The following is a 14,678-nucleotide window of genomic DNA, read 5'->3' as shown; positions in this document are numbered from 1 at the left end:
CCCTATTTTTTGTAGATCTGCCCCGTCTTCATCACGAAGCCGATATGCTGAAGCACGCTCACGTCGCGCAGCGGATCGCCGCGCACCGCGACGATATCCGCCGGCTTGCCGACTGCGATCGTGCCGGCCTGATCGCCGATGCCGAGATGGTCGGCGGCGTTGACCGTGGCGGTACGGATCGCCTCGATCGGCGACAGGCCGGCCTGCACCAGCAACGCGAATTCGCGCGCATTGTCGCCATGCCGGCTCACGCTGGAATCGGTGCCGAACGCGATCCTGACACCCGCCTTGTGGGCCCGCGCCGTCGCGCCGACCATCTTCGGTCCGACCAGCAGCGCCTTGGCTTTGGCGGCGGGGCTGAGAAATCCGTTGGGGTCGTTGCCCCATTTCGTCACCGTATCGCCGGCAAGCAGGGTCGGCACGAGATAGATGCCGGGCTGGCGAAACAGCCGGATCGACTCATCGTCGAGATACGTGCCATGCTCGATCGAATCGCCACCTGCGCGCAGGAACGCGTTGATGCCGTTTGCACCATGCGCATGCGCGGTGACCTTGCGGCCGAGATTATGCGCGGTCTCGACGATCGCCTTCATCTCGTCATCGGTGAATTGCTGGCCCAGCCCCGCCGCCAGATCGGACAGGACCGCGCCGGTCGCGACGATCTTGATGATGTCCGCGCCGCGCTGGATCTGCTCGCGCACCACGCGCCGGCAATTGTCCGCGCCGGAACAGAGATTGGGCCGCCGGATGGCCTGCGTCACGTCCCAGCGATAGCCGTAGAGATCGCCCTCGCCGCCATGCGGGCTGATCACATTGCCCGCGGCGATCACGCGCGGCCCCGGCACCCGACCCATGGCGATCCCGTCGCGCAGCGCGAAAATCGCATCATTTTCCTCGCCCAGGTCGGCGACCGTGGTGAAGCCTGCCTCCAGCGTCAGCTTGGCATAATAGGCGCCGTCGATCGCGATCGCGGCGGCAGTCTGGGTGACGCGGCGGATCTTGTCGTCCGGCCCGTTCTGATGACCAAGATGGACATGGCTGTCGATCAGCCCGGGCAGCACGAAACTGTCGCGCAAGTCGATCGCATCCGCGCCACCGACATAACCGGCGCGGATCGCCACGATTTTGCCGTCGCGCACCACGATCGTGCGTTCGGTCTCGACCTTGCCCGTCGCCGGGTCGGCAAGCAGCCGGCCGGCATGGATATAGGTTTCCGCGACCGGCTGCGCTCCCGCCGCCCCGACGCCCAGCAACAATGCCAATGCCGCGATTCCCCTGATCAGTTTCATCGCCCAGGATCCTTCGGTGTGGCGAGCGCGCGGAAATCCACGTCACTATCGGCGGCCAGCCAGACCAGCGACGCCAGCGCCGCGACATTCTGGTCGAGCGCGGTCGGCTCGATCTTGTCCAGCGTGTCGTTGGCGGTGTGATGATAGGCGAAATAGTGCCCCATATCCTGCTCCAGCACGAAGGTCGGCACGCCGCGCGCGACCAGCGGTCCGATATCGACCCCGCCGCTGCCCGGCCCCTCGCGCGATCGCACGATGCGGAGCGGCGTCAGCACGCGCATTGCCGCCTCGGCAAAGGGGCTGGCATCGACGCCCTGGGGCAAGGACAAGGCATAGACACGATCGGCGCCGGAATCGCTTTCCATCGCCAGGACATGCTTGTCGATCGCCAGCCCGGGCGCATCGCTATAGGCCCGGCCGCTGACATCGGCAGCGCCCGGCTGGGTCACTTCCTCCGACCCGTACAGGACGACGCGCACGGTACGGCGGGCTTTACGTTTCTGCTCGCCGATCAGCTTGGCCGCCGCGATCACGATCGCGACACCGACGCCATCGTCGATCGCTCCGGTGCCGAGGTCCCAGCTGTCGAGATGCGCGCCGAGCAGGACGATTTCATCCGCCGCGCCAATGCCCATAATGTCGCCGCTGACCTGGCTGGTTATCGCGCCCGGCACATAGGCCGCGCTTGAAAACAACCTCATGCGGACGGTCTCGCCAAGCGTCGCCAGCCGTTCGACCTGCTCCGCATCGGGCACCGCCAGCGCGAAGCTGGGGATCGCCACCACGCCGTCGATATAGCGCGTCGATCCGGTGTGCGCGAAACGCTCGTTGCCGGTGGCGAGCGAGCGCAGCAGGAACGCCACCGCCCCGCGCTTCGCCGCCTCGGACGGGCCAAAGGCGCGCGCCGGGCCGACCTGGCCATAGCCATAACCGCGCATCGCGTTCGGCATCGCCTGGGTGATCATGGCGATCTTGCCGATCAGCGATCCGATCGGCGCACGCTTGAGCGCGTCCAGCGACTCGAACAGCACGACATCGCCCTCCACCCCGCTGGCGGGCGTCGCGGGCGATCCGCCGAGCGCCGTCGCGATCAGCGATTGCGGGTTCGGCCCGACGATCTCGACACTTTCGCGTCCGCGCGTCCAGCCGGTGATCGGATAGCTGTGTATCTTCACATTGCGAAACCCGAACGCGCGCAGCCGCACCGCGAGCCACTCGGCCGAGGCGCGTTCGGACGCCGAACCCGCCGGCCGCGCGCCGAAGCGCGTGGTCAGCTCACTCACCATTTCCATCGCCACGCTGTCACCTGCAACCGCGCGATCACGCAGCGCAGCGGCGGTCTTCTCATCGGGCGGCGGTGCCGCCGCCATGAGTGCCACCGTCGCGGCGAGGAGCAGCGCGATCCTCACGCTTTGCGCCCGCCCGCGGCGATCCACCCGTCGATCGTCTCCTCGAGCATCGGCAAGGGGAGCGGCCCATTGCCGAGCACGACATCATGGAACGCGCGCAGGTCGAACGCCTTGTCCAGCTTCGCCTTGGCCCGCTCGCGCAGGGCGAGGATCTTGAGCATGCCGATATAATAGGACGTCGCCTGGCCCGGGAGCACGATGTAGCGGTCGATCTCACGCTGATTGTCATAATGGCTCGACGGCATGTTCTGATCAAAATAGGCGGTCGCCCGTTCGCGCGTCCATTTGAGCTGATGGATGCCGGTATCGACGACCAGCCGACACGCCCGCATCAGCGCCAGCGAGAGCCGACCGAAATCGGCATAGGGATCGGCATAAAGTCCCATCTCCTTGGGCAGCCGTTCGGTATAAAGCCCCCATCCCTCGCTGAATGCCGCGATGCTCGCGAACCGCCGGAATTTGGGCAGACCGGTCATCTCATGCGCGATGCAGGTCTCGATATGATGGCCGGGCACCGCCTCGTGATAGAGCGTGACGGGCAGTTGATAGCGCGGCTGCGCCTTCATCTCGGCAAGGTTGATATAGAAAATGCCCGGCGCCGATCCGTCCTGTGGCGGATTGCGATAGAATGCCTTGGGTGCCGACCGTTCGCGCCACGCCTCGACCGGCCGAACGACGACCGGCGCCTTGGGCAGCACGCTGAACAATTCGCTTTGCCGCGCGCTGATCTCGGCAAGCAACGCTTCGGCTTCTGCGATATAGGCGGCGCGCCCTTCCGCCGTATCGGGATGATAGAATTGCGGATCGCTGCGCATGAAGGCGAAAAAGGCTTGCAGGTCGCCCTTGAACCCGACCCGCTTCATGATCGCGCGCATCTCGTCATGGATGCTCGCCACTTCGCGCAGGCCCAGCGCATGGATTTCATCCGCCGTGATCGGCAGCGTCGTATAGACCTCGAGCTGCGCTTCGTAATAGGCCGGGCCGTCGGGCAGCTTCCAGATCCCGTCGGTCGTATCGGCCTTCGCCTCGGCGGCGCGCAGATGGACGATCAACGCGCGATAGCCGCTGGCGAACCCGCCGTTCAGCGCGGCCGTCGCGCGCGCGATCAGGTCGGTCCGTTCGGCGTCGCTGAATTTCGCCTTGGTCAGTTTGCCGCGAAAGTCGGCGAGGATCGGGCCATCCTTCCCGCTCGCATCGAACGGTGCGCCTTTCAGCATATTCTCGCATGGTTCGATCACCTGCGCATAGACGAAACGCGGTGGTCGGATGCCCTTTGCTTCCTGCCGCGCCATTTCGACGATCGCCTGGCGCATCAGCGGCCCGACCCCATCGAGCCGCGCGACATAGGCATCGGCATCGGCGCGCGTGACGATCGGATGGCTGCCGGTGAGCGTGTTCGGTACGTCGGTGTGCAGCCCACCCATCTGGGTCATCGCATAATCATGGTCACGCCAGCGGAAATTGCGCACCGATTGTTCGGCGAATCGCCTGAACATGCGATAGCTGAGCCGCGCCTGAGGCGAGAGCCTGGCGGGATCGAACCCGCCGATCGCCTTCAGGTCCTCGCGCACCAGCGCCGCATTCTCCAGCGCGCGCGCCTCGCTCACATCGTCCCACTTGTCCTGATTGGTACGGATGCCAAGCGAGGATTGCCGCATCGGGCTGCGCGCCAGCCCACGCTGGAAGACGCGCTCGAAAAACGCATCGAGCCGCGCGTCCTCGTCGGTCTCCACCGCGAACACCGGCATTGCGAAAGATGCGGCGAGCAATGCCGCCGATCCGGTAAAGGCGCGCCGGCTGATCATGTGGATTTTCCTCCTCGGGCCACCCAGGCCCGGACATTGGTTTCGAGCATCGGCAGCGGCAGCGGCCCGCTGCCCAGCACGACGTCGTTAAAGGTGCGGATATCGAACCGCGGCCCCAGCGCGGCGCGGGCGCGATCGCGCAACGCCACCATCGAAAGCTTGCCCATCTCGTAGGCACAGGCCTGACCCGGCGTCACGATGTAGCGCTGGATCGAGCCGATATTGTCGGTATGCGTCGCGGGCGTATTCTCGTCCGCCCAGGCGATCGCCCGTTCGCGGCTCCAGCGCAGCGCATGCACCCCGGTATCGACGACCAGCCGCCCGGCACGCATCAGCTCCATCGAAAGCCGACCGAACTCCTGCCAGGGATCGTCGTACAGCCCCATCTCCAGCGGCAGTTGCTCGGCGAACAGCGCCCAGCCCTCACTGAACGCGGTATAGTCGTTGAACGCGCGAAAGCGCGGCAGCCCGGTCAGTGCGCGCGTCACCGCCTTTTCGAGGTGATGGCCGGGCACGCCTTCATGATAGGACAGCGCCGACAATTCGAAGATCGGCAGGTTCCGCATGTCGCGCGTGTTGACATAGAGGATCCCGGGCCGCGATCCATCGGCCGACGGCGCGAAATATCCCGCCGTGCCGGCCGACGCTTCCAGCCACGGCTCGACCGGCTTGACCAGTATTTCGGCGCTCGGGACATGCGTCATGATCTCGCCGAGCCGTGCGGTCACCGCGGCGATCTTGCCGCGCATCGCGCCAAGATAAGCCGCCTTGCCCGTCGCCGTATCGGGGTAATAGAATTGCTCGGCGCTCCGCACATGCGCGAACAATTCGGGCAGTGAGCCGGTGAAACCCGTGCGCTTCATCAGCGCGCGCATTTCGCCGTGCAACCGCGCGGTCTCGTCCAGGCCGATGCGATGTACTTCCTGTGGCGAGGTCGGCAGCGTCGTCTCCCAGCGCAAAGCCGCCGCATAATAGGCCTCGCCTTCGGGCAGCCGCCACACGCCATCGTCGCAATTCGCGGTGCAGCGCACCTTTTCGAGATGCGCGATCAGGTGACGGAAACCCGGCCCGAAACCCTCGACCAACCCGACCTTCGCTGCCGCGATCAGCGTCGCCTTTTGCGCATCCGTAATCGCCAGCGCTGCAACCTTGCCCCTGAAATCGGCAAGGATCGGGCTGTCGCCACCGCTCTGGAACGGCGCGCCCATGATCAGCTTCTGGCAATTGCCGATCACCAGTCGATTGGCGAAGCCCGGCGGGCTCACCCCGTTCGCCGCTTGCCGTTCCAGCTCTGCGACGACCTGCGCCAGATGAGCCTTCACATTGTGCAGCCGCCCGACATAGGCCTCGGCGTCGGCCACGCTTGCAATCGGATGGTCGTTGATCAGCGTCTGCGGGATCCAGCGCTGCGGCCCGCGCATCTGGCACACCGGATAGCGATTGCCGCGCCAGCGATGGCGCTCGATCGATTCCCCGGCATCATAGTCAAACAGGCGATAGCTGAGCTCTGCGGCCGGGTTCAGCTTGCTACGGTCGAAACGGCGCAACGCTGCAAGGTTGTCCCGCACCAGCGCGATCTCCGCATCGGCATGCACCGTGCCGACATCCGGCCAGCGGTCCTGACCGTCTTTCAGCCCCAAATCCGACTGGGCACCCGCGTTGCGCACCAGATTGCGCTGGAACACGTCCTCGAAAAACGCATTGAGCCGCGCACTCTCATCTTGCGGCACACCCGCCAATGCTGGTGTCGCGGCGAGCAGCGCGCCCGCCGCGATCACTTCCCGCCGCGAGAACGCGCCGTTGATCACTTGCCGATCGGGAAATCGCCGATCGACGACACGTCGTGCGAGCCGGGACTCGCAGCAGGGGCCGTCGCGGCGGGAACGCCCTTCACATGCGTATCGAGAAAGGTCTTGATCGCGCGATAGGCGGCGATCTGGTTGGCTTTCTTGCGGAAGCCATGGCCTTCGTCGGGGAACACGACATACTCCACCGGAACGCCATTCGCCTTTACCTTGGCGACGATATCCTCGGATTCGACCGGCAGGACGCGCGGGTCGTTCTGCCCCTGCAGCACGAGCAATGGCCGCTTGATTTGCTCGGCATGGAATACCGGCGAGATCTTGCGCAGATAGTCGGCGTCCTTGTCGGGATCGCCGACCTCGGTGAACAGCAGCCGGCGCAGATCCTCCCACCAGCTCGGCGTATTGGCGAGCAGCCGCGGCCAGTTCGCCACGCCGTACAGATCGACCCCGGCGGCGAATTCCTCGGGGCGGAAGGCAAGCCCGGCAAGCACCATATAGCCGCCATAGCTTTGCCCCTGGATCACCACCCTGGCCGGGTCGACCATGCCAGTCGCGGCAAGCATCTTCTTGGCCGCGACGACATCGTCGAGATCGGCATCGCCATGCTTGTGGTCGTCGAGATGATAGAATGTGCGCCCCGACCCGCTGCTGCCGCGATTGTTGATCTCGAACACGACATAACCGTTGTTGACGAGATACTGGACGAGCGGACGATAACCGATCGCGCTCTCATCGCCGGGGCCGCCATGGACGTGGATCACCGCGGGGCGCTTGTCGCCCTTCTTCGCGCCCTTCGGCATATAGAGAATACCGGGAACCTGTTGCCCGTCATAAGAGGCGAAGCGCACCACTTCGCCCGCGACCAGGTCGCTCGCGGCGATGCCCGGCGCCTGCGCGCTGAGCAGCAATTTCCGCTTGCCGGTCTTCAGGTCGAGCAGGAACACATCGCCCGGCATGCTGCCGTTCGAGGCGCGGAGCAGCGCCAGCGGCCTGCCGTGCGCAAGCTGCAAACTGACGCTCGCGCCCGGCATCGGATTGGTGAAGGCAAGCGGCGCGAAACTCTTCGCGTCGAGCAGATAAGGCCGGCCCCGCGCATCATCATTGACCGATACGGTCAGTATTTTGCCGTCGTGTGAAAAGCCCGCGCCCTGCACATCCCATTTCGGCTTGAATACCGTGACGACCGTACGCGTGGTCAAATCCTGCCGTGCGAGAGAGGTGAACTCGCCGCCATCGTCGGTGGTGTAGAACAGCGTGGCCCCTTCGGGCGCAAAAGTCTGCGGCTCGCACGCCACCGGCTTTCCCTCCGGGGTCAGCTGAACCAGCTTCGCCTCGGTCCGGTCATAGACATAACAATGCTTGGTCGCGTTATCGACGATCCGGCTCAGCGCGACGTACCGCCGGTCGGGGCTGACCGCGCGCACCTGATAGGCCTTGTCGTTTTCGAACAACCGGGTCTTGGCATAGCCATCGCCCTGGATTTCATAAAGGTCGAAATAACGTGGGTCGCGTTCATTGGTCTGCACGAAGAAGGATTTGCCGTCCTCCGCCCAGTCGACGAAGCGCGCAACATGCTTCGCGCCGGGGGTCGTGTCCCTGGTCTTGCCGTCGAGCTCACGGACATAGATATGCGCAAGCTCATTACCGCCCTGATCGCTCGAAAACAGGATGCGTTCGTCGTTCGGGAAATAGCTGATCGCGCTGACCGACTCCTTGACCGAGCTGGTCAGCGCGGTCGCCGGGCCGCCCGACGACGGCATCACATAGATATTGGCGATGCCGGTGCGATTGCTGGTGAAGACCAGCTTTGAATCGTCCGGCGACCAGGACATGCCACCAACCGAGTCCGCCGCCATCAGCTGCTCGATGGTGTAATGTCCCGGTTGCCGATCAGCGGCGGCCGCGGGAGCCCCCAAGCCTAGGGTCAGTGCCAGAAATCCCGTCACCCTGCGCAAATGTCGCCTCCCGCGAACGCTCAACATCGATTGCCTCAAAGTCCGGCGGTCACGCTGAACAGGAAGCGTCGGCCGATCAGGTCGTAGGTGCCGAAGCTGCTCGAAAAAATCTGCGAAGCCGATGGCTGGCGATCGAACAGGTTGTTGACGACGAGCTGGAGTGAGAAGCGGTCGTTGACCCGCACGCCGAGCGTCGAATTGAACCGCCAGTAAGACCCGATATTATTGTCCTTGTCGGCAATCGTGGTCGGATCCGCGAGGATATCGTACTTGACCGGGCCGGTGTAGATGCCCTGCAATAACAGGTCGAGCGCCGCTCCCTGGTACCCGACATTGAACTGACCCGACCATTTTGCCAGACCGACGCCGCCAACCGCGTTCGAGGCCGGTACGCTGTCAGTCGTCTGGAGCTCGTACTTGCTGTTGTGGAATGCCTTGACGCCCAGTCTGATCCGGCCCTGTTTCTCAAGCGCGGCCATGCCGAAATTATACTCGGCGGCAACAATCATGCCGGCGAATTTAAGGCTCGCGGTGTTGATATAACCGCTGCGATAGCCATTCGCGATGTCGCCATTGACGCGGGTTGGATTTGCGGAGCCCGCACCCGATTCCGCGGCGGTCAGGCGGCGGAACTGATTGCAGCCCGGCGCATTCGGAAAATCGACGCCATCGTAACATGCGTTGAGCACCTGCTGGATCGACAAACTCTCGATTCCGCCGGTTAGATGGATTTGCGTCCAGTCGGCCGACAATCGCAAGCCGGACACCAGCTTGGGCTGATAGACGATGCCCGCCGACCAGGACCGCGCTTTTTCATTTTCGAGCGCGGCATTGCCCGAAATCGTGCCGATCGGCGACAGGGCGAAGGTGGTCGGATTGAACGCCGCTGGACTTGCCACGCCAAGCGCTTGAAGCGCCACCGCGCAATTGGCCGCGCGCACCGTCGGATTGTCACCGCGCTGATAGTTGCTCGCCGAACAGGGATCGTCGATCCGGCCGCGCGTCGGCGAGGCACCTGAGAAAAGTTCGGTGACAGCGGGCGCGCGGATCGAACGGGCATAGGTGCCGCGCAGCAACAGGCCATCCAGCAACCCGGGCAGACGTGGGGCGAAGCGACCACCGACCGCCCAGGTCAGGTCGCCACCAGCGATCGAATTGTCGACATAGCGCGCCGAGCTGTCGATGCTGAGGTTCTTGATGACCGGGATGTCCTGCGATTCCGATACGATCGGGATCGAGAGTTCGCCGTAGATTTCCTTGGTATGGAAACTGCCCTTGCCGGGAAGATAGGGGCTGGCCAGATCGAGGCCGAGCAGGCTGGTGCCCGCCGCAAGCACATTATTGACCGTAAACTCACCTTGCTCCTTGCGGTATTCGGCACCGATGTTGAACGCGATCGGCTCGGGTGAAATACGAAACGGAAGCGCGCCGTTGAAGTTGGCCGTGAAGACGAGCTGCTGGTTCAGGCTGACCGCACGCCCCCGGTCGAGGACATAGTTCGCCGCCTCGTCGCTAAACGCATTTTCGCCGAAGATGTTGAACGGAATGCAATTGCCGCCGGTTGCGCAGACGATGTTGCCGCTGCCGTCGCGTACCGCATCGACGGCGGCGAGAAAGCGGCTTTCGTTGATATAGCTGGACTCGGTTATCGCACGGCTTCTGCCGTAATTGACCGACAGATTCCACGCCGCCGGTTCGCCGAACAGGCTGGTTTTGCCTTCGAGCCCGCCGACAAAGCGATAGAAATTGACCGTGTTGACGCTCAGCCCACCGCGATCGAGCAGATCGCTGAAATTGCGCGCCAGCACGAAATCGCCAGTGATGCCGTTGGCCAGCAGCGTATTGCGCGCCGCCGCCGAGATGAACGGGTTGTTGACCGAAACGGGCAGGATTGTTCCGCTGACATAGGGTGAGGTGAACGCAGCAACCTCGCTCAACTCCTTACCCTCGCTGCGCGCATAGGATCCTTCGAACACCACGCGAACCGACGGCGTCAGATCATAATGTCCAATCGCACTGACGATTGCGCGCTCGGTCGGCGACAACAAGCTATAATGATTGGCCATGCGAACGCCGTCACCGCCGTTGAAATACGGCCCGAGGACATTTTCGCCTTCCACGTAGCGGTTCAGGTCGCCGCCCTGGAATTGAAGGGCATTGCCGCCGCTGTCGCGAATGAAATCGAACGTGTTCGGATCGAACGGCAGGCCACCTTCTGTGAAATAGCCGAGCACCAGATCATCCGTGACGACATTGTCAGGCGGCCCGCCCGCGGCATTGGGCAGCAGGTAACGCAGGCCGGACCGCTTGCTCAGCAGTATCCCCTCCTGCTTGTGATACTCGCCACTGACAGCGATATTGCCGCGACCTTCGTCGAAATTGATCCCCGCCAATCCCCTGATCGAATAACCCGGCGCATCACCCCGTTCGGCGACGCCGTACTGACCGGTAACGCTCAGGCCCTGATAATTGTCCTTCAGGATGATGTTGACGGTGCCGGCGATCGCGTCGGAGCCGTAAATCGGCGCGCCGCCGATCGCGATCGTCTCGACCCGCTCGATCAATCCGACCGGAATCACGTTGAGATCGACCTGCTGCCCGGGGGCCGCCGCATTGCCGCTACCCGCAATCGAGTTGGAACTCACCGCGCGACGCCCGTTGATCAAGGTCAGCGTCCGCTGCGACCCCAGACCGAGGAAATCGACGAAGCTCTGGCCGGCGTTGAAGGTACCCTGCGTAGCGCCGATCGGGTTGACGCCAGAAGCGACGAAGCCCGGCGTCTCGTCGAGCGCCTGTGCGACATTGGTATAGCCGCGCTGCGCAATTAGCTCTCCACTGGTGACGATCGTCGCCTCCAGCGTGTCGAAGCCGGGACGGCGGATGCGCGAACCGGTGACGATGATGTCGGGATCGGTTTCCTCGCGGATCGGCGCATCGACCGCCGCCGTTTCCACCGCGCGGCGAATGACGACGGTGTTCTCGCCGCTCGCCACCACCTCGAGCCCGGTGTTCGCCAGCATCCGCTGGAGCGCTTCGACCGGCGTGTAATCGCCCTTGACCGCGTTGGTCTTGATCCCCGCGAGGTCGGCATTGGGGGCCATCACCTGGACACCCGATTCGACCGCGATCTTCTGCACATTCTGCGCGGCGTCGCCGGCTGGAAGATTATAGCTCTGGCGGCTCTGCGCCGCGACCGGCGCCGCCCACAACATGATTGCCGCAGCGCTGCTGAACAATGCCGCGCGCTTGTCGAACCGGACTTTCTTTGCCCACCCCATCGAAAATCTCCCTACCACCCGGTGCGAACCAATCGCCCTCATGCCTAACGAGTGCCGGGGAAACGAAATCCGCCATTATGGTCCGAATTGCCATGGTGGTCCGAATTGCCATGGTGGTCCGAATTGCCATGGTGGTCCGAATTGAGAGCCTGATCCTAAGGTGGATCGACATTCAAGTTCATTGACAGACCGTCGGCGAAGAAGGGTGTTCATGCGACCCACTTCCTCCCTGACCGTCAGGCCAACGACATTCGCTGCATGTTTGCTTGATTCAGATTCTTTCCTGGCATCGTCAGGCCTGCTCTGCGGCGCATTGGTAAAGGCCCGTTGGACGGACCATTGAATCGACAAAACCGGAGAACGTACAGACCACGACCCCCGCCTCTGACATTTCCCGATATTCGCGTAAGCGCACCCGAAGAGCTCCCGTGCCGTTCCCACAAAATTCCCGCAGGTTTTCCCGTAAATTCCCGCAGAATCCGCGAAAATGCATTTTCGCGTATCGGTTCCCGCAGCAACGGGAATTTTGAACGCTCGCGGCCGCACCGAAACGCGCTGCGGCACGCCGAAATAATCCGGCTGATTCAATACCGCCCGTCGAGCCGTTAGAGGGTTTTCGAGCTGGATTGATCCACCCCAATCCAACTCGAAAACGCTCTTTCACATGACGAACACCAACACCGCCGTTCCGCCGGAACAGGGAGCTTCCGATCCTTGCGTCCAAACCAGGTCGAGCGTGAAGGTCGATCTAGTGCGAAGGGGAGTTCTGCTGGCGCACCAGGCGCAGTTCCTTACCCTGTTCGATCACTTCGCCGTTGAACGCATGCGCCGCCGCCTTGGCGAAGGCGCGTGCGTCGCCGACCTTGAACACGCCAATGAACTCGGCGCGCGCCAGCGTGGGATCGTCGATCACCACTTGCAGGTCGGTATAGCGGTTCACATCGGCGGCAGCGGCGCCAAGCGACTGGCCGTTGAACACCAGCAATCCCTTGCGCCATGCGGTGCTGCGTTGAACATCGCCGGCATCGAGCTTGGCCATGCGCGGGCCGGTGGTCGCGGCGACGAACTGTTCGTTCTGGCGCAACAAGCGCGGCTGGCCGCCCGTTCCGGTGACGCCGGCGATCGAAACGACGCCTTCCTCCACCGTCACCTCGACATCCTTGTCTTCCAGGCCGACGACGAATTCGGTGCCGACCGCGCGCACCGCGATGCCATTGGCATCGACGATGAACGGTCGCAACTTGTTGTGCGCCACCTTGAACGATGCCTCGCCACGGCGCAGCACGATGCGGCGCGTGCCGGCCTCGTAACGTACCTGAATCGCAGAATCGCCGTTGAGCACGACGGTCGAGCCATCCTCCAGCGCGATCGTGCGCACCTCGCCCTTCGCGGTCGAGATCCGTCCGGCCATATGGTCATAAGTCACCCCGCCGCCGAGCACGGCAAGTGCGATCGACGCGGCCATCGCATAACGCGGCCAGCGCGCCGCGCGTTCTTCGACCGGCTCGACGCGTGAACCGCTGTCCAGCGCCACCACCCGATCGACATCCAGCCATAGCGCCTGGGCGCGCACATAGGCACCCAAATGCCGGCGGTCGCGACCGAGCCAGGTTTCGAGTTGCTCGCTGTGGGAAGGATCGAGGGGATGTTCGGCGGATCGGATCGCCCAGGCAGCCGCCTGGGCGTCGATCTCATCCCCATTTCCAGAACCTGGGTTCACCGGCAATCCTGTTCCTCGCGCCCGTCGGCGCTTCCTTGATCTGTTCCGACACCAGGCGAAGCGCCTTGGCCAGATGTTTTTCCACCGTGCTTTCGGCGATGCCCATCCGCTCGGCGATCTGCCGCTGCGACAGTTCGTCGAACTTCTTCAGCTGAAACGCCTGCCGGCATTTCGGCGGAAGCTGCGCCAGGATGGCATGCAATCGAGCCACTTCCTCCTGACCGCTCAGCCGACGATAGGCACCCATCTCGTCATCTACGATGTTCAGCGACTCCAAATCCGCCATAAGCTCGATCGAGACAATGCGCGAGCGCCGGATATGTTCGCCGACGATGTGGCGCGCGGTGACGAAGAAATAGGCCCGCGCATTGATGATCGCATCGGCATCGGCCGACCACAGCCGGGCATAAGCCTCCTGCACGACTTCATCGACTTCGCAGGATTCGAGCCCGCGCACGCGCCCGGCAAGCCATTTGCGCACGTCGCCTTCGTGCGGCAGCACTTCGCGCGCGAACCAGCGGAGTCGGGCCTGATGTTCCATCGGATGCGATGGCAACAGCAATCGCGTTCGCCGTCAAGAAAAAATGACGAATAGATGAACTATTCGTGAAATAAATCAGTAGGTTAGATGAATAATGCCGACGCGCCGCCACGCCGGAAAGCTTGGTGCTTCCGACGTCGCGTCGCTTTTCGGATGCGCTTCACTGGGTGATGCGCTTGACCACCTTTCCTTGGGGGTCGAGAAACTCGATGCTCGGCATGCCGTCGGCGCCGACCTTGAGCAGCAGTCGCGGCTTGCCGCTCTTGTCCGCCAACCGGACGATCGCGTCGTCGATCGCCTTGCCGGCAAAGACACGTTCGGCGCCGCCGCCGCCATTGGCATTGGCGAAGGCCTGCATCTCGCTACGGATCTTCTGCTTTTCCGCATCGGTCGCGGCGCGGGCCGCGCGATCGCTCATCTCCATCAACGGCTTGATCGAATAATCCGGCCGGTCCCAGACGCGCAGGCCAGCGGTACGCCGGCCGCCACTTTCGCTATATAGGAGGCCGACGGTCTGATCCTGCTTATACTGGTCGAACATCAGGCCGGCATTGGCCGAGCGCTGGCCGCCGGCGCTGTTGCTGCCATAGGTCAGCCCGCCGACCTCATCGCCCTCGTCGTTGAAGAACAGCATCCCGCCGCCCGAGCGGCTGTGATGCTTATATTCCTTGCCCTCCATGAACAGCCCGGGGAAGCGCTCGCTATTGGCGAGCACCAAGCGGTACTTGCCGTTCGGCTCGACGATGTTGAGCCGCTTCACGCTGACCTCGTCGAACACGGCCTTTCCGGGGCCGCCGCTCGCCACGACCCAGGCAGCGGGCAGTGCCGCTCCGGCCAGCAACCCGGCGCCCACCAGTGCCATGCGCATCCGTTTCG

At 63.6% G+C, this 14,678-nt stretch carries 9 protein-coding genes; all 9 read right to left on the bottom strand.

The annotated features are described in order from the left end of the window. Positions 1–2: 2 nt before the first annotated feature. On the bottom strand, positions 3–1,289 hold the full coding sequence (locus tag ACVWZA_RS04495; protein ID WP_457309931.1) for an amidohydrolase family protein: 1,287 nt from the start codon (positions 1,287–1,289) through the stop codon (positions 3–5). Then, on the bottom strand, positions 1,286–2,698 hold the full coding sequence (locus ACVWZA_RS04490; protein ID WP_457309930.1) for a M20/M25/M40 family metallo-hydrolase: 1,413 nt from the start codon (positions 2,696–2,698) through the stop codon (positions 1,286–1,288). The genes ACVWZA_RS04495 and ACVWZA_RS04490 overlap by 4 nt, the downstream gene beginning before the upstream one ends. Beyond that, positions 2,695–4,503: a DUF885 domain-containing protein gene (locus ACVWZA_RS04485; protein WP_457309929.1), complete on the bottom strand. Its 1,809-nt coding sequence runs from the start codon at positions 4,501–4,503 to the stop codon at positions 2,695–2,697. The genes ACVWZA_RS04490 and ACVWZA_RS04485 overlap by 4 nt, the downstream gene beginning before the upstream one ends. Then, entirely contained in the window at positions 4,500–6,311 is a 1,812-nt protein-coding gene (locus ACVWZA_RS04480) for a DUF885 domain-containing protein (RefSeq protein ID WP_457309928.1), read from the bottom strand. The genes ACVWZA_RS04485 and ACVWZA_RS04480 overlap by 4 nt, the downstream gene beginning before the upstream one ends. Then, complete coding sequence (locus tag ACVWZA_RS04475; RefSeq protein ID WP_457309927.1) at positions 6,308–8,164, bottom strand: S9 family peptidase; 1,857 nt, start codon at positions 8,162–8,164, stop codon at positions 6,308–6,310. The genes ACVWZA_RS04480 and ACVWZA_RS04475 overlap by 4 nt, the downstream gene beginning before the upstream one ends. Before the next feature lie 134 nt (positions 8,165–8,298). Further along, complete coding sequence (locus ACVWZA_RS04470) at positions 8,299–11,541, bottom strand: TonB-dependent receptor domain-containing protein (RefSeq protein WP_457309926.1); 3,243 nt, start codon at positions 11,539–11,541, stop codon at positions 8,299–8,301. A 748-nt stretch (positions 11,542–12,289) separates the two neighbouring features. Next, positions 12,290–13,261 carry a FecR family protein gene (locus ACVWZA_RS04465; protein ID WP_457309925.1) on the bottom strand — a complete coding sequence of 324 codons (972 nt, stop codon included), beginning with the start codon at positions 13,259–13,261 and terminating at the stop codon, positions 12,290–12,292. Next, complete coding sequence (locus ACVWZA_RS04460) at positions 13,233–13,817, bottom strand: RNA polymerase sigma factor (RefSeq protein WP_457309924.1); 585 nt, start codon at positions 13,815–13,817, stop codon at positions 13,233–13,235. Before ACVWZA_RS04460 ends, ACVWZA_RS04465 begins: the two co-directional genes overlap by 29 nt. Positions 13,818–13,962: 145 nt before the next feature. Further along, the gene (locus ACVWZA_RS04455; RefSeq protein ID WP_457309923.1) at positions 13,963–14,664 is read right to left on the bottom strand and encodes a hypothetical protein; all 702 of its coding nucleotides are present in this window, start codon (positions 14,662–14,664) and stop codon (positions 13,963–13,965) included. Positions 14,665–14,678 lie beyond the last annotated feature (14 nt).

Source organism: Sphingomonas sp. UYAg733 (genome assembly GCF_054057355.1).
This window is presented reverse-complemented; position numbering and strand designations above follow the sequence as displayed.

Bases quoted from the DNA above. Each gene is read 5' to 3' on its own strand.
- ACVWZA_RS04495 (WP_457309931.1), bottom strand. From the start codon at position 1,289: ATGAAACTGATCAGGGGAATCGCGGCATTGGCATTGTTGCTGGGCGTC.
- ACVWZA_RS04485 (WP_457309929.1), bottom strand. From the start codon at position 4,503: ATGATCAGCCGGCGCGCCTTTACCGGATCGGCGGCATTGCTCGCCGCA.
- ACVWZA_RS04475 (WP_457309927.1), bottom strand. From the start codon at position 8,164: ATGGCGGCGGACTCGGTTGGTGGCATGTCCTGGTCGCCGGACGATTCA.
- ACVWZA_RS04470 (WP_457309926.1), bottom strand. From the start codon at position 11,541: ATGGGGTGGGCAAAGAAAGTCCGGTTCGACAAGCGCGCGGCATTGTTC.
- ACVWZA_RS04455 (WP_457309923.1), bottom strand. From the start codon at position 14,664: ATGGCACTGGTGGGCGCCGGGTTGCTGGCCGGAGCGGCACTGCCCGCT.